General features: G+C 63.4%; 17 protein-coding genes. 3 read left to right on the plus strand and 14 right to left on the minus strand.

The window, feature by feature from the left end:
* Positions 1 to 198 precede the first annotated feature (198 nt).
* Entirely contained in the window at positions 199 to 2,319 is a 2,121-nt protein-coding gene (locus AC3WQN_RS21090; protein ID WP_103400314.1) for a TonB-dependent receptor, read from the plus strand.
* A 76-nt stretch (positions 2,320 to 2,395) separates the two neighbouring features.
* Here the strand turns inward: AC3WQN_RS21090 and AC3WQN_RS21095 are convergent, their stop codons facing one another.
* From AC3WQN_RS21095 to AC3WQN_RS21115, 5 genes are all read right to left on the minus strand, one after another.
* Positions 2,396 to 3,355, minus strand: coding sequence for an HlyD family secretion protein (locus AC3WQN_RS21095; protein WP_103400315.1), 960 nt, complete (start codon positions 3,353 to 3,355; stop codon positions 2,396 to 2,398).
* Positions 3,352 to 3,555 (minus strand): DUF1656 domain-containing protein, encoded by a 204-nt coding sequence (locus AC3WQN_RS21100; RefSeq protein ID WP_103400316.1) that lies wholly within the window; start codon positions 3,553 to 3,555, stop codon positions 3,352 to 3,354. Before AC3WQN_RS21100 ends, AC3WQN_RS21095 begins: the two co-directional genes overlap by 4 nt.
* Entirely contained in the window at positions 3,545 to 5,692 is a 2,148-nt protein-coding gene (locus tag AC3WQN_RS21105) for an FUSC family protein (protein ID WP_103400317.1), read from the minus strand. Before AC3WQN_RS21105 ends, AC3WQN_RS21100 begins: the two co-directional genes overlap by 11 nt.
* 22 nt (positions 5,693 to 5,714) lie before the next feature.
* Positions 5,715 to 6,662 (minus strand): pirin family protein, encoded by a 948-nt coding sequence (locus tag AC3WQN_RS21110; protein WP_103400318.1) that lies wholly within the window; start codon positions 6,660 to 6,662, stop codon positions 5,715 to 5,717.
* A gap of 424 nt (positions 6,663 to 7,086) precedes the next feature.
* Positions 7,087 to 8,094, minus strand: a complete 1,008-nt coding sequence (locus AC3WQN_RS21115) for a DNA-binding protein (RefSeq protein WP_103400319.1) — start codon at positions 8,092 to 8,094, stop codon at positions 7,087 to 7,089.
* 287 nt (positions 8,095 to 8,381) lie between these two features.
* On the opposite strand from AC3WQN_RS21115, the gene AC3WQN_RS21120 reads away from it, so the two are divergent.
* On the plus strand, positions 8,382 to 9,293 hold the full coding sequence (locus AC3WQN_RS21120) for a LysR family transcriptional regulator (RefSeq protein WP_103400320.1): 912 nt from the start codon (positions 8,382 to 8,384) through the stop codon (positions 9,291 to 9,293).
* A 131-nt stretch (positions 9,294 to 9,424) separates the two neighbouring features.
* Here the strand turns inward: AC3WQN_RS21120 and AC3WQN_RS21125 are convergent, their stop codons facing one another.
* The 8 genes from AC3WQN_RS21125 to AC3WQN_RS21160 all read right to left on the minus strand — a co-directional run bounded on the left by AC3WQN_RS21125 (position 9,425) and on the right by AC3WQN_RS21160 (position 18,556).
* Complete coding sequence (locus AC3WQN_RS21125) at positions 9,425 to 10,465, minus strand: ABC transporter substrate-binding protein (RefSeq protein WP_103400322.1); 1,041 nt, start codon at positions 10,463 to 10,465, stop codon at positions 9,425 to 9,427.
* A 52-nt stretch (positions 10,466 to 10,517) separates the two neighbouring features.
* The gene (locus tag AC3WQN_RS21130) at positions 10,518 to 11,900 is read right to left on the minus strand and encodes an aspartate aminotransferase family protein (protein ID WP_103400323.1); all 1,383 of its coding nucleotides are present in this window, start codon (positions 11,898 to 11,900) and stop codon (positions 10,518 to 10,520) included.
* The gene (locus tag AC3WQN_RS21135; protein ID WP_103400324.1) at positions 11,900 to 13,345 is read right to left on the minus strand and encodes an APC family permease; all 1,446 of its coding nucleotides are present in this window, start codon (positions 13,343 to 13,345) and stop codon (positions 11,900 to 11,902) included. Before AC3WQN_RS21135 ends, AC3WQN_RS21130 begins: the two co-directional genes overlap by 1 nt.
* Positions 13,346 to 13,418: 73 nt before the next feature.
* A complete protein-coding gene (locus AC3WQN_RS21140) occupies positions 13,419 to 14,918 on the minus strand; it encodes an aldehyde dehydrogenase (protein WP_371918506.1) in 1,500 nt (499 codons plus the stop codon).
* Between the two features lie 10 nt (positions 14,919 to 14,928).
* Positions 14,929 to 16,098 carry an acetylornithine deacetylase gene (gene argE / locus AC3WQN_RS21145; RefSeq protein WP_103400325.1) on the minus strand — a complete coding sequence of 390 codons (1,170 nt, stop codon included), beginning with the start codon at positions 16,096 to 16,098 and terminating at the stop codon, positions 14,929 to 14,931.
* On the minus strand, positions 16,091 to 16,765 hold the full coding sequence (locus AC3WQN_RS21150) for a DUF1028 domain-containing protein (RefSeq protein WP_103400326.1): 675 nt from the start codon (positions 16,763 to 16,765) through the stop codon (positions 16,091 to 16,093). The genes argE and AC3WQN_RS21150 overlap by 8 nt, the downstream gene beginning before the upstream one ends.
* Positions 16,766 to 16,775: 10 nt before the next feature.
* A complete protein-coding gene (locus AC3WQN_RS21155; protein WP_003201555.1) occupies positions 16,776 to 17,186 on the minus strand; it encodes a RidA family protein in 411 nt (136 codons plus the stop codon).
* The gene (locus AC3WQN_RS21160) at positions 17,186 to 18,556 is read right to left on the minus strand and encodes a flavin-containing monooxygenase (protein ID WP_103400327.1); all 1,371 of its coding nucleotides are present in this window, start codon (positions 18,554 to 18,556) and stop codon (positions 17,186 to 17,188) included. Before AC3WQN_RS21160 ends, AC3WQN_RS21155 begins: the two co-directional genes overlap by 1 nt.
* Before the next feature lie 450 nt (positions 18,557 to 19,006).
* On the opposite strand from AC3WQN_RS21160, the gene AC3WQN_RS21165 reads away from it, so the two are divergent.
* Positions 19,007 to 19,984, plus strand: coding sequence for a site-specific integrase (locus tag AC3WQN_RS21165; RefSeq protein WP_103400328.1), 978 nt, complete (start codon positions 19,007 to 19,009; stop codon positions 19,982 to 19,984).
* 4 nt (positions 19,985 to 19,988) lie between these two features.
* Here AC3WQN_RS21165 and AC3WQN_RS21170 read toward each other — a convergent pair whose 3' ends face one another.
* Entirely contained in the window at positions 19,989 to 20,696 is a 708-nt protein-coding gene (locus tag AC3WQN_RS21170) for a phosphoribosyltransferase (protein ID WP_103400329.1), read from the minus strand.
* Positions 20,697 to 20,834 lie beyond the last annotated feature (138 nt).

The raw sequence follows: 20,834 nt of genomic DNA on the forward strand, positions 1-20,834 counted from the left end.
GCTCCCTCGCCACGGGAGGGGCATTGGGCACCCTGGCCTTGACTGACTGGCATTAAGGCCATGCCTCCCCTTTTTGAGTGCTTCGCCGGGTACGTTCGTACAAAGAAGCATCACTCTCTCAAATCGTAACGATATGTATTTACTATCGAAAGATAATCGTTATCATTCGCGCGATAATTCATACAAAAGGTGTCAACGGTGTCTCTATCGCGCATTTACCCGGCCTCTCTGTCGTTGCTGGGCGTTCTGGTCGTACCTGAGTTACAGGCAGAAACGGAGTCTGCTCTTACCCTACCGGCAACCGCTGTGAACAGTGAGTACAGCGAACAGAGCTACATGCCGACCGAGAGCCGCAGCGCGCTGAAGATCGATGCCCCGCTACGCGATATCCCGCAAACGGTGAACGTGATCCCCCAGAGCCTCATCAAGGATCAGGGGGCCCAGTCGATGGAAGACGTACTCAAGAATGTCCCGGGAGTCGGCCTGTCCAATGGCGATGGCCAGCGCGACCAGGTCACCATCCGCGGCTTCAGCGCCATTGGCGACATGTACGTCGACGGCATTCGCGACGATGCGCTGTACTTCCGTGATCTGTCCAACGTCGAACGGGTGGAAGTGATCAAGGGGCCGGCGGCGGTGCTTTATGGCCGTGGCTCTTCGGGTGGCCTGATCAACAGCATCAGCAAGATGCCCAACTTCACCCCCAAGCAGGAAGTCGGTGCCACGGTCGACAGCGAGGGCAAGAAACGTACTCAGTTCGACGCCGGTTGGGCCGATCAGCAACAGGGCGATAAGGCTGTGCGTGTGACGGGCGCGCTGGAAAACAGCGACACCTTCCGCGATGACGGCTACATCGACCGCAAGGCCATCGCGCCTTCGGCCTACTTCAAGCTGTCCGACGACCTGGAACTGAACCTGGGCGCGAGCTACCTGTATGACGAGCGCCTGATCGACTTCGGCATCCCGGCGCAAGGCGACCGTCCGGTCGATGTGGATCGCGACAAGCGCTTCGGTTCCGCCGACCCGGATGACGACTACACCCGCAGCGAAGTGTTTTCGTTCACCGCCGGTGCCAATTACCGGATCAACGACGACTTCACCCTGAGCAATACCAGCCGCTACTACCACTATGACCTTGACCGCAACAACACACTGGCGGACTCCAGCCCGACGCGTTTCGTCACCGCCGCCAATGGTGAGTTGCTGGTGAAACTCAACCGCGGCAATGTGCAACGCAAGGAAGACGGCTGGTTCAACCAGACCGAGCTCAAGCAGCGCGCCGTACTCGCCGGGATGAACCACAACCTGCTGTATGGCGTGGAGTTGGGGCGCCAGGTGAAGGATCAGTCGGTGTTCAGCCAGACCAACGTGGCCCAGGTCCCGGTCTACCGTAACGGACTGGTCGATGTGCCGTTCCAGGCCAACCGGCAAACCGCCAAGGGCACCAATACCCAGGACACTGCCGGATTTTACGTGCAGGACCTGATCGAACTGGCACCGCAGTGGAAGGCGCTGGTGGGTGTGCGTTATGACGTGTTCGACCAGGAATACGCCGATGACCTGACGAACAATCAAATGTCGCGCACCGACACCACCTGGAGCCCGCGAGTGGGCCTGGTGTACCAGCCTGATCAGATCCAGTCCTATTACGTCTCGGTGAGCCGTTCCTACCAGCCTTCGGCCGAAATGTTCGCCCTGAGTACCACTAACCAGGAACTTAAACCGGAGCAGACCACCAACTACGAGATCGGCGGCAAATGGGACCTGCTCGACAATCGCCTGGCATTGACGGCCGCGTTGTTCCGGCTGGAACGTACCGACATGAAAACCACCGACCCGGCGAACCCGACCAAACTGGTGCTGGCCGGTGAGCAGCGCACTGACGGCCTGGAGCTGACCGCCAGCGGGCAGTTGAGTGACAAATGGCAGGTCTATGCCGGCTACGCCTATCTTGATGCCGAGATCACCAAGTCCAACAGCCGTACCAACGGTGTCCCCAACGAGGGCCAGGTGCCGACCCTGACCCCACGCCACAGTGCCAACCTGTGGTTGGTGCGTTCGCTGACACAAACCTGGCGAGTGGGCATGGGCGCCAACTACGTGGATGACCGCTATACATCCCTGGATAACAACGTGGTCATGCCGGCCTACACGACCGTGGACGCCGCGCTGCTGTACAACCAGCCGAAGTGGGACATGGCCCTGCGTTTGCGCAATGTCTTCGACGAGGACTATTACGCCTCGGCGCATGGTTCGGTGGACCTGATCACGCCCGGCGCGCCACGGACGCTGGAACTGAGCACCAACTACCGTTTCTGAGTGCCAACCTCAAGCACCCGTGCCCGGCACTGCAACACTGCCGGGCATATTTATGTGTTACTGCAACCGCGTGCCGTCAACGGGACGCTGGCTCAAGTACGGTCACCGTGGCGGTGGTACCGGCGCGCAGGCGCCCCTTGCCGGCGTACTGTGGGTCTATCGCGATCCGCACCGGCACCCGTTGGGCCAGCTTGACCCAGGTGTAGCTAGGGTTGATGTTGGCCAGCAAGCGACTGCCCGGCAGGTTCTCTCGATCGCTGATCGCAAAGGCGATGCTCTGCACGACGCCACCGAAGGTCTCGCCACTCATCAACTCAATCCGCACCCTGCTGCCCTCCTCGATCCTCGGCAGCTTGGTTTCTTCGAAGTAACCACTGACATAAAACGAGTCACTGTCGACCAGCGCCAACAGCGCACTGCCTACACTGGCGTAGTCGCCCTCGCGGGTCAGCAGATTGGTCACATAGCCACTGACCGGCGCCATCACCCGGGTGCGTTGCAGGTTCAGTTCGGCCTGGGTCAATACCGCCATGGCCAGCTGGACATTGGCTTGCGCCAGGCTCAGGTTGGCCTGGTTGCTCAGCAGCTCGGCCTGTGCCACGGCCACTTCGGTGCTGGATTTCTCCCACTCTTCGCCAGAGATCGCAAAGCCCTGCTTGAGTTCGCGCCGCCTGCGCTCCTCGCTTTGGCGCTGCTTGAGGAGGGCCTCGCTGGAAATGATCGCCGCCTGCGACTGACCCTGAGTCGCCTTGGCCACTTCAACCGAGCGCCGGACATGTTCGACCGCCAGTGCATAGCGCGCCGGATCGATTTCCAGCAACAACTGGCCCTTTTCCACATGCTGGTTGTCCTGCACCTTCAAGCTGACAATCCGCCCCGAGACATCGGCGGACAGCGTCACCACATCGGCACGCACCCGCGCGTCCCGGGTCCAGGGCGACCGTGTGTAATGCTCCCAGGCGAACCAGCCGAGCAACACGGCCAGTGCGACAACGACCAGCGTCACCAGTTGCGCAACGATTCTCTTCGCAGTCATGAGGCCCCCATCAGCAAAATCACCACCGCGCACACGCAGGCATAGAGCGCCCCTTCGAACAGTGCTTCATGCCAGACAAACTTCAACAGACCGCTGCGCCGTATGCCCCAGTCCAGCAACAGGAAGACCGGCAGCGCCAACAGCAGGGCCTGGGCAATCGGCGGCAAGTAGACGCCGCCCAGTTCGAAATCAATGGGCAAGGACCGGCACTCCCATGTCCGAGGGTTGAAGAAACGCGCGATAGCGTTCGATGAACGAGGCCACGATCAACAGTGCGACCCGGATGCGGAACACGGACCATAGCTGTGAGTGACCGGATGCCCGTTCGCCGGAATGCAGCTGGTCGAGCTCCTCTCCGAGGGCGTGCAGTTCATCCGTCAGCTGATCCAGATCGATACCCGGCCGATCTGCGACGTAGCGGCCGGTCTGGTGCAGAATCGACTGCAAGCGGTCCTTGACCTGTGGGCTCAGCAACCCATTGTCCTGGCCTTGTTGCTTGAGCTGATTGAGGGCGACACCCAGCGACATACACGCCAGGCTGACCTCGTACCGTTGATGGCTGCGAGAGTCGTTGGCCGCCGGCAACAACCCGAGCATCATCGTCAGGCGATCGACCATGCGGCTTTCAAAGGCGAACTGCTGCTGGTCGGCGGTCGAGGTCTTGAGCAGGAGGTAGACCTGTTCTCGGGTCTCACGGTACAGCCGGTTGATGCGCTGCACCGGATTGAAGGGAAAGACCCACGAATAGACCAGCAGCGACAGTACCCCGGCGCAGACGTAGGCCCCGGTGAATTCGAACCACTGGATCGCACTGTTCTGAAAGGCCCCGATGTTCTGCGGGCCGACCATCAGGAACGTCGACAGTCCCAGCCCCATGCCGATCCCCGCAGTCGCCGGGCTCGCCAGCCCGACCGCGATCACGTAAAGCAAGGGCACCAGGATCAAGGCGAGCATTGCGAAATCAGTGACCGCCGGCACCAGCATGAACTGATAGAGCGCTGACACGACCACAGCCAACCCTAAGCCCCGGACATAATTCTGGCTGGCCAACAGTGGCCGTGGAAAGGTGGCCATCAACGAACACAGGATGCCCACCAGAATCATCCCGGCACGGGCGCCGTCCCAGCCGGTTTCGATCCAGATCAAGCCGGACACCAGCAGTGCAATGAATGCACGGGTCGCGTTCATTGCCGCCAGGCGAACGTCCAGGTGCAAGGGGTTGCTACGTGGTTGCGGGTACACGCAGCTGGCTTCACGTCCGCTCTGGATGGCGTCGCTCAGCTCAAGGATTTCTTCGAGCTGTTGCAGCAAGCGCGCCTGCTCCCAGCGCAACGCCCACGCCAGCGAACGCAAGGTGGCCGGCATGCGTTCGCTCAGTTGTTCGGCCTGTTCCGCCAGGTGATCAAACCGTTGCTGGAGCACCTTGAACTGATGCCGAGCCTCGTTGGGCAGCGAGCGCCCTTGCCTGGCCAGTTCGTCGAGAAACACCAGCTCGTCTTCACGCAGCCGCTGGATATGCTCGGGAAACTCGCCTTCCCAGCGTTCACCGATCAGTTTGCGCTGATGGCGCAACACGGTCAGGCGTGAGGTCAACAACACCAACTGATTGCCCAGCAGTTGCACCAGGCCGTTGGCACTGCGCAAACGCGGGGCATCGAAGTACAAGTGCCGACGCAGCCCTTCCAGGGCACTGATCTCACCCAGCAGTTGCAACTGGCGCTTGTGAAAGTCCGCTTCGCTTTCTTCGGTACGGATCACGGCCGCCGCGTGCTGCGCCATCAGTTTCAGGACCTGGTCGACCTTGGCAAAGTAGCCCCGGGCCACCGCCTCCGGCCGCGCCGTCAGCAGGCTGACCACGCAGACACAGGCGACCGCCAGCAGGGTCTCGGTGATCCGGGTAATGGCCAGCATCAAGGTGTTTTCCTGCTCGGGCACCGCCAGCAAGGCCACCACCACCGCCGTGAAACCACTCAGGACAAAGGCATGCGAGCTGGTGTAGCGCAGCAAGGTGCCCCCGGCGGTACACAACGCCAGCCATAGCGCCAGGGTGACAATGAACGGCAGCGGTGCCTGGGGAAACACCGCCATGATCAACACCGCGACCGCAGCGCCCACCGTGGTGCCGATGATTTGCGAGAAACTGCGCTGCAGGGCCATGCCTCCCAGCGGCTGGCTGACGATGATCACCGCCATGACCGACCACTTGGGCTGATCCAGGTCGAAGATGAACGCCAGGTACAAGGTCAGCAGGCCGGCGACGACGGTGCGCAAGGCAAACAGCAACACCCCGAGGCCGGGGTTGAACACGACCTTGAAGTAATGGATCAGTGGCTGCATCGGGAAACGCCGAGGCGGCTCATCACACGCGTTGCCACGGCAACGCAGGCGCGGTCAGACGTGCCCCGTCAAACCCTTCTACCTCGCCAAAGCGCGCCAGGTCCCGGCTGTTCCAGGCCTCCAGGGCCTTGGCGATATCCTCCTTGTTGTGGCCAACGAAGTTCCACCACAGCTGTATGTCCTCGGCAAAGGGTTCGCCCCCCAACAGCAAGGCACGCGAGCCCGTCGCGCAGGACAGCTCGATCTCATTGAGGCCGCGCCCCAGGTAGGCCAGTTCGTTACTGGCAAAGGCCTGCCCGTTGATCGTGAACGCGCCTTCCAGCGGCAGGATGCCGTACTCGAAGCGCGGCTCCACGGCCAATCGAATCGAGGCCGCGCCCTGGCTCGACAGGTCCAGCCCCACCAGCGGTGAATAGATACGGCTCGGGGCGGTGCGACCGGCGAAGGTGCCCGCCAGCAGGATGACCTGTACCCCGCCGTCGACCCAGCCCGGCAGGTCCGGATAGTGATCGAACGCGGGCGCGCACTCCTTGTCGGCCGCGGGCAAGGCAATCCATAACTGCGCGGCGTGCAGATGATGCTCATCGGGCAGGGATTCTTCGGTGTGGGTGATACCACGCCCGGCGGTCATCAGGTTCACCTGGCCGGGGCGAATGACCTGGACATTGCCCAGGCTGTCGCGGTGCAGGACCTCGCCCTTGATCATCCAGGTGAAGGTCTGCAAGCCAATGTGCGGATGCGGACCGACGCGCAGGCCGGCCTTGCTTTCAAACACCGCGGGGCCGGCGTGATCGAGAAAACACCAGGCACCGATCATGCGTCGTTGGCGCGAGGGCATCAGGCGGTTGACCGTGATTCCGCCTCCCACTTCAGCGGCCCGCGCGGTGATCCGCTGGATTGCACGACTGCCCTCCTGCACCGGGCAGTCCCAGGAGGTGTACAACTGACAGGGAGATTCTTGATTACTCATCGTTTATCTCTCGGATAACCAGGACCAGGGTTTCGTGAGCCAGTCTTGAATGGCGTTAAGCAGGGCGCGTAGCTGTTCGAGAATGCGCCCAGCGGCCGGCCGGCTATGGGCCTCGAAAAGCGTTGGAACCCCAGCGATCAGCACCTCTGGCCGGTTCATCGTGTGTGCCCTGCCCTTCGGTTCAAACGGCTACGCGCCCTTCAACAGCGGATGAATCGGGCATGCGTTCGCCTTCTCCCCTAAGCGTAGCCGCTGGGTTGGGGGTGTTGCGCGTCGTCGGGCAAGGTATATAGGCAATGACTGCCAGGGCTGACCGACGACCGTCGACACAAACAGGCCCCGATCACTCAGGGCCTGTTCGACAGCCTTGCTTGCCGGCGATGTCGATCAGGGTCTACGACTTCAGGCCGATACACTCGTGCGGCTACAGGTGATCGGCGGCGCTGTCTGGCGCTACTGATCGGCTCCCCTCTGCCCGGTCCTCAGGAGGATGTTCAACCGCCTCCAGGGTTTTCACCAGTTCGGCAATCTCGGCGGATTGACGGGCCGAGGCATCGCTCAATTCGCCAACCTTGCGCTGCAAGCTCGCGACCTGCTCCAGCAACACCTGCTTGCCGCCCTCCACTTGCGCCACCTGGATCTTCAGCGCACCGATTTCACTGCGTTGACGATCCACCACCATCTCCAGTCCCAGATTGGCTTTATGCTGCTGCCGGGCTTCGGTGAGCAGGCGCTCGTTATCCCGGTTCAACTGCGTCACTTCATCCTGCTTGATGATCAGCGTCTGCTGCAGATGACGCATTTCCATCTGCACCTGTTGCAACTGCCCCTCATGCCGGCGCTGCTCTTGCTCCCGCTGCTCCTTGCTCGCGGCGCGGTAGTGCTCAAGCGCATCACGGGCATGCTGGTGCTTTTCTTCCAGGGAGCGGACTTGCTCCTGCTTGTCCTTGAGGTGCACCTCAAGGTCGAGGTTCGACTGGCTCAGCCGTGCATTGCGAGTCTGCTCGGCCTGCAAGGTCGTACGGCAGGTGTGCAGCTCGCCGGACTCGGTTTCCAGGGCGACACGCTGGATATCGTGCTGCTGTTGCAGGTGCGCCAGCGCAGCCTGGCTGGCGCTGAGTTGTTCATTGAGTGCGGCCTGCTCGACCTGGAACACCTTCAGGGCCTGTTCGATGCGCTCCTCGCTCTCTTCCTGCAAGCGTAACGCCAGACGCGAGACCAGCTCGCCAAGCTCGTCGCTGAGGGTCTGCTGGGGCGCGCCACGGCGCAGATCGAGGTCTTCAAGCTCCTTCAAATAACGATGAATCGTGGTTTTCGAGCCGGTATTGCCCAGCTCTATCCGTACGGCATCGATGCTTGGATGTTCTCCACGCGCCAGCAATGCCTCCCGCGCTTTCTGCACGATTGCCTTGTTTACGCCGCCACGGGCCATGTGTTGCTCCTACGATTTCGTACTGTATTACATACTATGTATATACATTCCATTCATGTCAAATCCAACGGTGCTAATGGGCGTGTTTATCTGATTGAATAATTGAGCGTTATCGCATCTGTTATCGTCAAAACCGCGTTTACCCGTGTGATCCAGTACGCCAGGACCGGCCCGGAGACGCGCACGCTTAAATGTCTTCAATGCCCAGCAAAATCCGTAGCAGCACCCACACCCCGCCAGGCGCCGGACGGAGTAAGGTAGGTAAAACCCCAAGCCTGAGGTACGCCGTGGCGTCCTATTCCCTGCGTCAGTTGAAGTACTTCGTCACCACCGTCGAATGTGGCAGCGTTGCAGAAGCCTCCCGCAAGCTGTACATCGCCCAGCCGTCGATCTCCACGGCCATCAAGGGCCTGGAAGACAGTTTCGGTGTGCAGTTGCTGATCCGTCACCACGCCCAGGGCGTGTCATTGACTCCCAGCGGCGCGCGCTTCTACCGCAAAGCCCAGGAACTGCTGCGCATGGCGCGGGAGTTCGAGCAGAATGCGCTGGCCGACAACGATGTGGTCAGCGGGCAGATCGATATCGGCTGCTTCGAAACCGTCGCCCCGCTCTACCTGCCGCGCCTGATCGCCGGTTTTCACCAGCGCTACCCGGGTGTGGAGATTCGTCTGCAGGACGGCGAACAGCAGGAACTGGTGCAAGGCCTCACGGGTGGGCGCTTCGACCTGGCGATCTTTTATGAACACGATTTGGACAGCACCATCGAGACCGAAGCGCTGATGGCCCCGCAACGGCCCTATGCCTTGCTGCCGGTGGGGCACCGGTTTGCCGACCAGGCCCAGGTGTCGCTGCGTGACCTGGCGCTCGAGCCGATGATCCTGCTGGACGTGCAGCCGAGCCGAACCTACTTCGTGAGTATTTTCGAAGAGCTGGGGCTGACCCCGAACATCGTCTTCAGCTCGCCGTCGATCGAAATGGTGCGCGGCATGGTGGGCCAGGGCTTCGGCTTCGCGGTCCTGGTGACGCGGCCACACTCAAGCAGCACCTACGATGGCCAGCAGTTGGTCTGTGTGGAGATTGCCGAGGACGTCACGGGTTCGGCGCTGGTCGCCGGCTGGCTCAAACGTGCGCAGCTGACCAAGCCTGCGCAGTTGTTTGTGGAGTACTGCAAGGAACAGTTTGCGCAATGGTTGATGTGAGGCCGCGCTTGATGCCTGCCGCATTAGTAGGAGCGAGCATGCTCGCGATGAACTCAAGCGCAACGCGTTTATTCAGAACGCACGCGTTATCGTTGACATCCATCGCGAGCATGCTCGCTCCTACATTCTAGCTAGCGAGCCGCCCAGGCGTTGAAGCGCTGCTCTAGCTCTTCGCCATGATCGACCCAGAACTCCGCGTCCACCGCCCGCGCGTCGGCCAGGTTGGCGGCGGCGGTCGGCAGTTGCTCCTGCACCGCAGGCGGCAACAGTGCCAGCGCCTGACGATGCACCGGCCCATAGGGGATGTTCTGCGAAAACACCTTCTGGGTCTGGGGCTGGCTGGCAAAGGCGATGAAGTCCTCGGCCAGTGCCTTGTTCGGCGTGCCCTTGACCACCGCCCAGTACTCCGGGTCATACAGGCTGTGGGGCCAGACGATACTCAGCGCCATGCCTTCCTTTTGCGCCGAGGCAATCCGCCCGTTGTAGGCCGCGCTCATCACCACATCCCCCGCCACCAGCCACTGCGCCGGTTGGGCGCCGGCCTCCCACCACTGGATGTTCGGCTTGAGCTGGTCCAGCTTGGCAAAGGCCCGCGTCACCCCCTGGGGCGTGTTCAACACCTTGTACAGGTCGTCGGCCTTGACCCCGTCGGCCAGCAAGGCGATTTCCAGGGCGTACTTGGCGCTCTTGCGCAAGCCGCGCTTGCCGGGAAACTCGGCAACGTTCCAGAAGTCCGCCCAGGACCCCGGTGCCTTGCTCAACTTGCTCTGGTCAAAGGCCAGGACCATCGACCAGACATAGGTGGCCACCCCGCACTCGGTGAGCGCTCCGGGGACGAAATGCGCCGGATCCCCCAGGCGCGTCAGGTCGAGTTTCTCGAACAGGCCTTCTTCACAGCCACGCAGCAACTCGGGGCTTTCGACTTCGACCACGTCCCAGCTGGTGTGACCCGCCGCGACCATCGCCTTGATCTTCGACAGCTCGCCATTGTATTCGCCAGCGATGATGTTTCCTGCACCGCTGGCGTTGAAGGGTTGGAAGTAGGCCTTGTCCTGGGCCTGCTTGGTGGCACCGCCAAATGAAATCACGGTGAGGCTCTGGGGCGCGGCTGACACACTGCCGCACAACAGCGCCAAGGCAAACGGAACACTGCAACGCAAGGATCTGGACATGGATCGGTTCCTCGGGAATGCCGGCTCGCCCGCACGAGCCGGCGCGGACTGCTTAACGGCGACCGTAGGCGCGGGCGGTGCGGTCTACGGCAATACGGGTCTTGTCGACCAGTTCGTCGATGTCGGCATGGCTGGCCACCAGTGCCGGCGCCATGATCATCCGGCCCAGGGTCGAGCGAATGATCAGGCCCTCTTCAAAGCCGAAGGTGCGGCATTGCCAGGTCATCTCGTTTTCGTTGGCAAAGCGCTTGCGGCTGGCCTTGTCTTCGGCAAACTGCAGGGCGGCCACCAGGCCGGTGCCCTGGATCTCGCCGATCAACGGATGGTCGTCGAAGGCCTCGCGCAGGCAACGCTGCAGGTAAGGCCCGGTGTCCTGCTTGACCCGGGTGACGATGCCTTCGTCGCGCAGGGCCTTGAGGTTGGCGATGGCCACCGCCGCCGCGACCGGGTGCCCGGAATAGGTCAGGCCGTGGGCAAACACTCCGCCCTGCTCCACCAGCACCTGGGCCATGCGCTTGGACAGGATCAAGCCGCCCATGGGGATGTAGCCGCTGGTCAGGCCCTTGGCGATGGACAGGGTGTCGGGCTCGAAACCGAAGTGTTCGTGGGCAAACCATTCACCGGTGCGACCAAAGCCGCCGATCACTTCGTCAGCGCACAACAGCACGTCGTATTGACGGCAAATACGCTGGATTTCCGGCCAGTAGCTTTCCGGCGGGAAGATCATCCCGCCGGCGCCCTGGAACGGCTCGGCAACGAACGCCGCGACATTCTCGACGCCCAGTTCGAGGATCTTCTCTTCCAGCTGGCGAGCCGCGCGCAGGCCGAACTCGGCCGGGCTCAGGTCGCCTTCGTGGGCGAACCAGTACGGCTCGTCGATGTGCGCGACGTCCGGGATCACCCCGCCCATCTCGTGCATGAACTTCATCCCGCCCAGCGCCGTGGCCCCCAGGGTCGAGCCGTGGTAGCCATTCCAGCGCCCGATCATGATCTTCTTCTGCGGCTGGCCGAGGATCTGCCAGTAACGGCGCACGGTGCGGATCAGCACCTCGTTGGCTTCGGAACCGGAGTTGGTGTAGATGGCGTGGCTGTAGTGATCCGGCAGCAGGCTGAACAGCAGCTCGGACAACTCCACCACGGCCGGGTGGGTGGTGTGGAAGAACATGTTGTAGTACGGCAGTTGTTCCAACTGGCGGCTGGCAGCGGCGGCCAGGTCCTTGCGGCCGTAGCCGAGGTTGGTGCACCACAGGCCCGACATACCGTCCAGGTAGCGCTTGCCGTCGTTGTCCCACAACGCCAGGCCCTCACCGCGCACGATCACCCGCGGGCCTTCGGCGTTGAGTGCCTTCTGGTCCAGGAATGCATGGATGTGGTGCGCCGCGTCCAGCGCCTGGTAGTCCTGGGTGCTGCGGGGGGTGTCGAGTTTTGCGTTCATTACAGCTCTCCTTGATTATTGAGGTTGTCAGTACGGCTGCCCAGCGCAGGCTCCAGCGGCTCGGGCCTGAACAGTGGCTTGCGCATCACGCATTTGATCCACACCACGGCGATCAGCGAGACGATGGCCAGCACCACGCCGGCGCTGGCGAAGATCGGCACGGTCATCTCGGGGCTCGGTGACACGTGCCAGATGGCGAAGAGCATGCCGGCGATGCCGAACAGCTGCGGCAACGGGTAGAACGGCGTGCGAAACGGCCGGTGCACATGCGGGTAACGGCGACGCAGGGCGATCACGTTGATGTGGGTGATGATGTAGGCCAGCAGCCAGGCCAGGGCCGCCGCCAACAGCAGGCGATTGATTGCGTCCGGGTTGTCGTGCATCAGCAGCAATGGCAGGCCGGTGACGGCAGACACGAACAGCACCGCGACCCAAGGGGCGCCGCTGCGTTTGCCCTGGCGCTTGAACACGCCAAACGCCTGGCCGCTTTGGGCCATGCCCAGCAACATGCGCGGGATCGCCGCCAGGGAACTGTTGAGGGTGCTGCAGGTGGCGGTGATCGCGGCGGTGACCAGCAACACCTGCCCCGCTTCACCGAACACCGTGGTGGCGAACAGGTAGTGCGGCAGGCCATTGCTCGCCAGCTCCGCCTGCGGCACGGTGAGCAGCGCGCCCACGCAATACAGGGCAATGATCAGGAAGATCACCGTCAGGCCGACCATCATCGAGGCCGGGATATTGCGTTCCGGGCGCCGGGTCTCCTCCACCAGCGGGCAGACGAACTCGGCCCCGACAAAGCCCCACACCGCCATCGCGGCCAGTGCGATCACCCCCAGGCCCATGGGGTTCCAGCCCGATGTCGCCACCAGGGACGAGACACTGCCAGCCCCTTCGCTGGTCAACGCGCCCAGGCCCATGACCAGCAACATCACCATCATCACCAGCGCCAGTACGGTCTGCAGGCGGGCAAAGATGTCGATGTTGAACAGGTTGAGCACGGTGAACAGCAACAGCACGCCGAAGGCCACGCTCAGGGGAGGCATCGAGTGCGGGTAGACCTTGTCGATGATGAACTCCATCAGCAGCAGCTCGGCCGACAGGGCGAACATCGCCACCACCACGTAACCGGAGAAGGTCGCGAGAATCGCCGGAAACTGGCCGATGGCGACTTCGGTGTAGCTGCTCAGGCTGCCGGCGCGGGGAATCATCAGCGCCAGTTCCGAGAACGAACAGGCGTAGCTCAGGGCCAACAGCCAGGCCAGGGCCAGCGGTACGATAAAGCCCATGCCGGCGATCCCGGCACCTTGCAGCATCAGGACCATGACGCCCTGGGAGACCACCAGGCCCACGGCAACCGCCAACAGGGCGCTGAAGCCCAGGCGTTTGCGGGGGCCGGCCTGCGCCGGGGCAAGGGGGTGTAGCGGCACGCTTGAGGAACTGTCCATCGGTTGCTCCGTTTTGTTGTTGTAGGGAGAACAAATCGATTGTTTGTACGGCGGATGCCCGGTGATCGGGCCGTCAGCCGCGTAACTGAATCCAGGTGGTCTTGAGTTGCGTGTACTTGTCGAACGCATGCAGCGACAGGTCCCGGCCAAAGCCCGACTGTTTGCCGCCGCCAAAGGGCACCGTGACATCCAGCGCATCCACCGTATTGACCGACACCGTGCCCGCGTTGAGTCGCCGCGCCACGCGGTGCGCGCGGTTCAGGTCGTCGGTCCAGACGGACGCCGCCAGCCCGTAGATGTGTTCGTTGGCCAGAGCGATCGCCTGCTCCTCGTCATCGAACACGGTGATCGCCAATACCGGGCCGAACACTTCTTCCCGGGCCAACTGCATCCCGGCGTGTACGTCGGTAAAGATCGTCGGCTCGATGAAGTTGCTCGAACCGTCGACCGTCAGCTGCCGGCCACCGCACACCAGGCGAGCGCCCTCGGCGGTGGCCTGTTCGATGTACTGCATGATTCGCCGGGCCTGGCGCGTGTCGACAATGGCCCCGGCGCGGCTCGCCGGATCCAGCGGATTGCCCGGCTGCCACAGGCGCGCCTGGGCGATCAGGCGCTCGACGAACTCATCAAGGATCGAGCGCTGCACCAGCAGGCGCGAGTTGGCCGAACACACCTCGCCCTGATTGAAGAAGATCCCGAATGCTGCCTTTGAAGCCGCCAGATCCAGGTCCTGGCAATCGGCGAACACCAGGTTCGGGCTCTTGCCACCGCACTCCAGCCAGACCTGTTTGAGGTTCGACTGCGCCGAGTACTGCATGAAGTACTTGCCGACTTCGGTGGATCCGGTGAACACCAGCGCATCCACGTCCGGGTGCAGGCCCAACGCGCGACCGGCCTGCTCACCGAGCCCCGGCACCACATTCAGCACCCCGGGCGGCAAGCCGGCTTCCAGCGCCAGTTCAGCCAGGCGCAAGGCCGAGAACGGTGACTGCTCGGCAGGCTTGAGCACCACGCTGTTACCCGCGGCCAGTGCCGGGGCGAGTTTCCAGGCGGCCATGTCCAACGGAAAATTCCACGGCACCACGGCCGCAATCACCCCCAGTGGTTCCCGGGTGATGGTGGCCAACACATTCGCCGCCGTGGGCGCGACCTGGTCATACAGCTTGTCCAGGCTTTCGCCATACCAGGCGAACACATGGGCAGCGCCGGGCACGTCGATGTTCCAGGCGTCCATCACCGGCTTGCCCATGCTCAACGAATCGAGCAGCGCCAGTTCCTCGCGGTGGGCCAACATCAACTGCGACAGGCGCAGCAACACCGCCTTGCGTTCAGTCGGCGCCATGCGCGCCCAAGGGCCTTGGGCAAACGCGCGTCGGGCGCTGCGCACGGCCTGGTCGACATCCTGCTCAGCGCAGGCCGCCACCTCGGCGAGCACTCGGCCGGTCGCCGGGTTGATCACCGCCAGCCGTGCACCGTCCGCGGCTTCACAGGGTGCGCCGTCGATCAGCGCGGTGTCGATCAAGCGCTGCCGTGCCGCCAGGGCTTTCCATTGATTGAAATCGTTCACCGTCATTACCTTGTCGTTATTCATCGTCCGGTTCACTCAGGTAGACCGCCAGGCGATCCATCAGGCGGTCACAGGCCGCCATTTGCTCGACGCTGACGTACTCGTCGGGTTTGTGTCCCTGCTCCATGCTGCCGGGGCCGCAGACCACCGAGGGGATGCCCGCCTGGTCAAACAGGCCCCCTTCAGTACCGAACGCCACCGTGCCAAAGGCATCGCTGCCACACAGCCTCGCGATCAGCCGGGCGGCGGCGCTGTCCATCGGTGTCGCCAGGCCCGGGTAAGCCGACAGGGTTTCGAAGTGGATGGCGCTGTCGGCCTTCACCGCCTGCATCGCTGGCAGCAGCGTCTGCTCGGCGTAGCCTTGCAGCGCCTCCACCACCCCTTGCGGGGCGAAGTCCGGCAGCGCCCGCACTTCGAAGTCGAAGCGGCAATCGGCCGGCACGATGTTCAAGGCCGTGCCGCCCTCGATCACCCCCACCTGCACGGTGGAGTACGCCGGGTCGAAGCGCTCGTCATGCCGCCGAGGGTCGGCCAACGCCGCGCCGATCTCCCCCAGCCGGCCAATCAGTCGTGCGGCCTGTTCGATGGCATTGACCCCATACGGCGCGTAGGCCGAATGACAGGCCGCCCCTCGGACATGGCACCGCATCGCTAGCTTGCCCTTGTGGCCGAGCACCGGCTTGAGCTCCGTCGGCTCGCCAATCAGGCACAGCGCCGGCGCCGGGATATGCGCTGGCAGGGCCTCCAGCAAGCTGCGGACCCCCAGGCATCCCACCTCTTCGTCGTATGAAAACGCCAGGTGCACCGGGCGCCGCAGTTGGCTCTCGAGAAACACCGGCACGGCGGCCAGTACCGAGGCCAGGTAACCTTTCATGTCCGCCGTGCCACGCCCGAACAGCTTGCCGCCCTGCTCGCTCAGGCAGAACGGTTCGACCGTCCAGGCCTGTCCGTCCACCGGCACCACGTCGGTGTGCCCGGACAACAGGATGCCGCCAGCCACCTTCGGGCCGATCGTGGCCAGCAGATTGGCCTTGGTCCGCTGCGCGTTGTAGATCAGTTGGCAATCCACGCCCAGGCCGTGCAGGTAGTCACGGACGAACGCGATCAGCTCCAGGTTGGAGTCGCGGCTGACCGTGGCAAAGCCCACCAGTTGCGCCAACAGGGCCCGGCTGCGCAGCTCACTCATCGCCGGGCACTCCATAGCTGGGGGCCAGGGTCGGATTGAGGGCGCGGGTCAGGTAGTCCTGCAACTGGGGCTGATAGGCGTCCCAGAGCCTGGCCAGTTCGCCGATCGGATTGTCCTCGGCCCAGTCCACACGCAGGTCGACGATGGGCCAGGTCAGGTCACCGACCACCGACAGCGCCGCCGAGTGCACCGCCCCGGCTTCCCCGCCGGCGCCCTGGCCGGCCTGCAAGGCACTGAGCAAGCGCGCCGCGAGACAACCTTCGCTGCTTTCAAATGCCGTGACCATGGCGTCGATCACGGCGCGGCTGGCCAACAGGTTGCCGGCCGCCACGCATTGCACGCCGGCCAGCGCGTTGTGCGTGCCCAGCGCATGGTTGCCGCTGAACAGGGCCGTGCGGCCCTGGGCATCGACCACCGCCACCTGGCGGTACTGGCTGAAGCCATTGCTGCTCAAGCCACGGTCCAACGCCTGGTCCGGGGTCAGTCCAACGGCCAGCCCGTCCAGAATCTGCGGCCCCAGGGCCGGCAAGGTGATGTTCTGGCTCGACACCGCGCCGACCCCGGCGCGCAACCAGGGGCAGCGAGCCCCCACGGCAATGCTCGAGGAACTGATGGCAATGCCCAGCTGACCGGTCTCGGCACAGCGGCCGACAATGGAAAAGGTCATGATTGACTCCTTATTCGGGGATCACCGCGATCACGTCGATTTCCATCAGCCACTGCGGCTGGCCCAGGGCGCTGACCACCAGCCCGGTGGAGATCGGGAACACACCCTTGAGCCACTTGCCGACCTCCTGGTACACCGGCTCGCGGTAGCGCGGGTCGATCAGGTAGGTGGTGGTCTTGACGATATGGCTGAGGTCGCTGCCGGCCTCCTCGAGCAGTTGCTTGACGTTGCGCATGGCCTGTTCCGCCTGGGCACGAGGGTCGCCGAGGCCCACCAGCTGACCGTTGAAATCGGTCCCCACTTGGCCACGGACATACACCGTGTTGCCGGCGCGCACGGCCTGGCACAGGTCGTTGTCCAGGGTCTGGTTCGGGTAGGTGTCCTTAGTGTTGAACATGCGGATGCGGGTATGAGTAGGCATTAACGGACTCCCATGAGGCTGGCGGTGTGGACCGGTGAAACGGACGTCGGCTCGGGCTCTGCCTGGCGTTGCGAGGCATCGCGATAAGCGAGGTAGGTGCGCTGCTTAACGATGTGGTCGCCAATGTGCTTCGCGTCGTGCCACACGCCCCAGATAAATGCCGAGCCCCGGCGCGTCAGCCACGGCAGGCCGACGAAGTACACCCCCGGCTCGCTGGACACCCCGCGTTGATGCCGGGGCTTGCCGTTGGCGTCGAGGGCGTTGACCTTCAGCCAGCTGTAGTCCACCGAGTAACCGGTGGCCCAGATGATCGAGGTCACCCCGGCCTCGGCCAGGTCCAGTTGCAAAATGGGCTGGATCAGGCACGGTGGGTCCGCCAGCAAGGCGCGGGCTTGCGGTTCTTCCGGCAGGTCCAGGCCGTTGCGCGCAATGTAGGCGTCGGCCGCATCGAGCAGCGCCAGGTAGTTCTCATCGCCGCGGGCAATGTTGTCCGCCAGATTCGATTTGAAGGTCACCACGCCATCGGCGAACGCCTTCGTCAGCCCGACCAGCGTCAGGCCCTGATGGGCCAGCCGGCGGAAATCAACCGTATGGCCGCCACGCGCACCGCTGACCGCGATGGTCACGTGCTCCTTCCCCGCCTGGACCACTTCCGCATCCCATTCGCCGAGCACGCCCAGCCACCAGCAGAAGTCGCGGTTGCGATAGGCGCGCGGCGGACGATCGTGCGCCCCCACAGAGAGATAGACCTGCTTGCCGGCACGCTGCAGTTCATCGGCAATCTGCACGCCCGACGAGCCAGCCCCCACCACCAGCACCGCACCTTCTGGCAGTTGCTGCGGATTACGGTACTGGGCCGAGTGGATCTGCGTGATGCCTGGCACTTCAGTGGCGATCGGCGGGATCACCGGACGCTGGAAGGGACCGGTCGCCACCACCACCTGGTTGGCCTCGATCACGCCCTCCGAGGTTTCAACGGTGAACCCCGGCCGACCGCTGTTGCGCTCCACCTTCAGCACGTCCACGCCGGTGCGTACCGGTGCGTTGAACTTGCGGGCATAGGCTTCGAAGTAATCGGCGACCTGTTCCTTGCCGGCAAAGGCGTCCGGGTCCAGGCCCTGGAATTCGAGACCAGGGAAGCGGTCATGCCAGGCCGGGCCGTTGGCCACCAGCGAATCCCAGCGCGCGGTGCGCCAGGCTTCGGCGATGCGGTTGCGCTCCAGAACCAGGTGCGGGACGCCCAGTCGGCTCAAGTGTTCACTCATGGCCACGCCGGCCTGACCGGCGCCAACGACAAGGGTATCTATGTGTCTTTTTTCAACTGTCATGGCTGTGTACTTCTGAAAGTTGGGTTGATTCAGATCGACCATGGCTGCCGCCTCTGAGGCTGATCATTGTTGTTTTACGGTTGCGGCTATCGGTGCAAGGGGTGTTGGCGGCATTCTGTTGGGAGGCGGGAATTTGCGAAATTATGATTTTTGTCATTGCTGACGAGGAAAAAGCTGCTCCCGCGCAAAGGCCCGGGCACAGGGGGTTGCGGGGATGTGCGCTGTCCCGTGGCTTGCTCGCGCTGGACTGCGCAGCAGCCCCGAAAGGGTCACCGGGTCGTGTTTGAAAGACTGCAATGGTCTTGTTGGAAGGGGGGCGCTTCACGCCCCAGCGCGAGCAAGCTCGCTCGCCACAGGGCCTGTGCTCGGCATCCCCGCTTTCGTCATCTGCAAAGCGCCAACCCGTTATTTCTCAAGGACTTTTGCTGTTTGCCCAGTTTTAGGATTTACTGCCACGAGCACACAGCGGGCGTGCCGTGGAGGAATTTCGAGATGAACAAGGTAGACCGCTACCTGCAGGCCGGTACCCGGGAAAACACCCGGCGCAGCTACCGAGCGGCGGTGGAGCACTTCGAAGTGACCTGGGGCGGGTTCCTGCCGGCGACCGGCGACAGCATCGTGCGTTACCTGGCCGAGTACGCCGACCAGCATGCCATCAGCACGTTGAAGCAGCGCCTGGCCGCCCTGGCGCAGTGGCATATCACCCAGGGATTTCCCGACCCGACCAAGACGCCGGCGGTGCGGCAAATGATCAAGGGCATCCGGACCTTGCATCCGGCCCGGGAAAAGCAGGCGCCTCCCCTGCTCCTGCAGCACCTGGAGCAAGCGGTCAATTGGCTGGAGCACGAAGCGCAACAGGCCGCCGAGCGGCATGACCTGACGACCGTGCTGCGCAGCCGGCGTGATATCGCGCTGGTGCTGATCGGGTTCTGGCGCGGGTTTCGCGGCGATGAGCTGTCACGCCTGAGGGTCGAGCATGTCCAGGTCGACCCGGGCTCGGGGATCACCTTTTACCTGCCCCACAGCAAAGGCGATCGCCAGCACCTGGGCACCACCTTTCGCACCCCTGCGCTGAAAAAACTCTGCCCGGTCGAGGCGTACTCGAACTGGATTACCGCCGCGGGCATGGCTTATGGGCCGGTGTTTCGCAAACTCGATCGTTGGGGCAACCTGGCCGAGGACGGGTTCAACACCAACAGCCTGATCCCCTTGCTGCGCCGGGTTTTTCAACGCACCGGCGTGCCCGCGCCGTTCTACACCAGCCACTCGTTGCGCAGGGGCTTCGCCACCTGGGCATCCGCCAATGGCTGGGACATCAAGGCGATCATGAACTATGTGGGCTGGAAGGACGTCAAGTCGGCCCTGCGTTATGTCGATCCCGCGGCATCCTTTGGCGAGCTGGCCTCCAACACCCTGAAGGAGGCGTCAGCGCTCACCACGTACACGACCGGCACCCTGCCGGCAGGCTAGGCCCTCATTCATTGGCCTGCCCTTCAGGGCCCGCGCCGCTCTCGGCCTCCCGTTGCCAGGCCCGTTGCAGCAGATCGATCACCTCCTGATCCGAGGTTTGCTCGAAGTTCTGGTACCAGTACCCGATCGACACCAACCACTCGGGAATGATCGGGCACACCAGCTCGTTCACTTCGTCGCGCAATGCCTCCAGCGTGTCCAGCGGCGCCACCGGCACCGCCACCACCAAGCGCGCTGGCCCGTGCCGGCGCACGGCCTGGATCGCGGCCATCATCGAGGCGCCGGTCGCCAGGCCGTCGTCCACCAGAATCACCACCTGATCCTTTAGTACGGGTGGCGCGCGGTTCGCCCGGTAGGCCTGTTCACGACGCTGCAGCTCCCGGGTTTCCCGGGCGACCACCGCATCGAAGGTGCTTTGCTCGATTCGGTTGGCCCGCAACGCGTCCTGATTGACGATTTGAATGCCGCCACTGGCAATCGCGCCCATGGCGTACTCCTGGTGGGTGGGCACCCCCAGCTTGCGGACCAGCATCAGGTCCAGCCGGACCTTGAGGGCCGTGGCGATTTCATAGGCGACCGGCACCCCGCCCCGTGGCAAGGCCAGGACAATCACGTCGGATCGTTGTGCGTATCTGAGCAGCGGTTCCACCAGGCGCTGGCCGGCGGCGGCACGGTCACGCAAGATGGTTTGAACTGAGGGGCTATGAGTCATTTGAACACCTCCTGACGCAATCAAGCGCCCACGCTCATCCAGATTCCTCCTCTGAAGTGTGGTTTTCCATGGTTATTTATCAAGCTCTGCACACTGGGGGGGCGAGCGCAAACGTACCACGACGTCTGCCCCCGGGCC

The organism is Pseudomonas sp. FW300-N1A1, assembly GCF_058789115.1.

Bases quoted from the DNA above. Each gene is read 5' to 3' on its own strand.
- AC3WQN_RS21095 (WP_103400315.1), bottom strand. From the start codon at position 3,355: ATGACTGCGAAGAGAATCGTTGCGCAACTGGTGACGCTGGTCGTTGTC.
- AC3WQN_RS21105 (WP_103400317.1), bottom strand. From the start codon at position 5,692: ATGCAGCCACTGATCCATTACTTCAAGGTCGTGTTCAACCCCGGCCTC.
- AC3WQN_RS21110 (WP_103400318.1), bottom strand. From the start codon at position 6,662: ATGAGTAATCAAGAATCTCCCTGTCAGTTGTACACCTCCTGGGACTGC.
- AC3WQN_RS21115 (WP_103400319.1), bottom strand. From the start codon at position 8,094: ATGGCCCGTGGCGGCGTAAACAAGGCAATCGTGCAGAAAGCGCGGGAG.
- AC3WQN_RS21125 (WP_103400322.1), bottom strand. From the start codon at position 10,465: ATGTCCAGATCCTTGCGTTGCAGTGTTCCGTTTGCCTTGGCGCTGTTG.
- AC3WQN_RS21130 (WP_103400323.1), bottom strand. From the start codon at position 11,900: ATGAACGCAAAACTCGACACCCCCCGCAGCACCCAGGACTACCAGGCG.
- AC3WQN_RS21135 (WP_103400324.1), bottom strand. From the start codon at position 13,345: ATGGACAGTTCCTCAAGCGTGCCGCTACACCCCCTTGCCCCGGCGCAG.
- AC3WQN_RS21140 (WP_371918506.1), bottom strand. From the start codon at position 14,918: ATGACGGTGAACGATTTCAATCAATGGAAAGCCCTGGCGGCACGGCAG.
- argE (WP_103400325.1), bottom strand. From the start codon at position 16,098: ATGAGTGAGCTGCGCAGCCGGGCCCTGTTGGCGCAACTGGTGGGCTTT.
- AC3WQN_RS21150 (WP_103400326.1), bottom strand. From the start codon at position 16,765: ATGACCTTTTCCATTGTCGGCCGCTGTGCCGAGACCGGTCAGCTGGGC.
- AC3WQN_RS21155 (WP_003201555.1), bottom strand. From the start codon at position 17,186: ATGCCTACTCATACCCGCATCCGCATGTTCAACACTAAGGACACCTAC.
- AC3WQN_RS21160 (WP_103400327.1), bottom strand. From the start codon at position 18,556: ATGGTCGATCTGAATCAACCCAACTTTCAGAAGTACACAGCCATGACA.
- AC3WQN_RS21165 (WP_103400328.1), top strand. From the start codon at position 19,007: ATGAACAAGGTAGACCGCTACCTGCAGGCCGGTACCCGGGAAAACACC.
- AC3WQN_RS21170 (WP_103400329.1), bottom strand. From the start codon at position 20,696: ATGACTCATAGCCCCTCAGTTCAAACCATCTTGCGTGACCGTGCCGCC.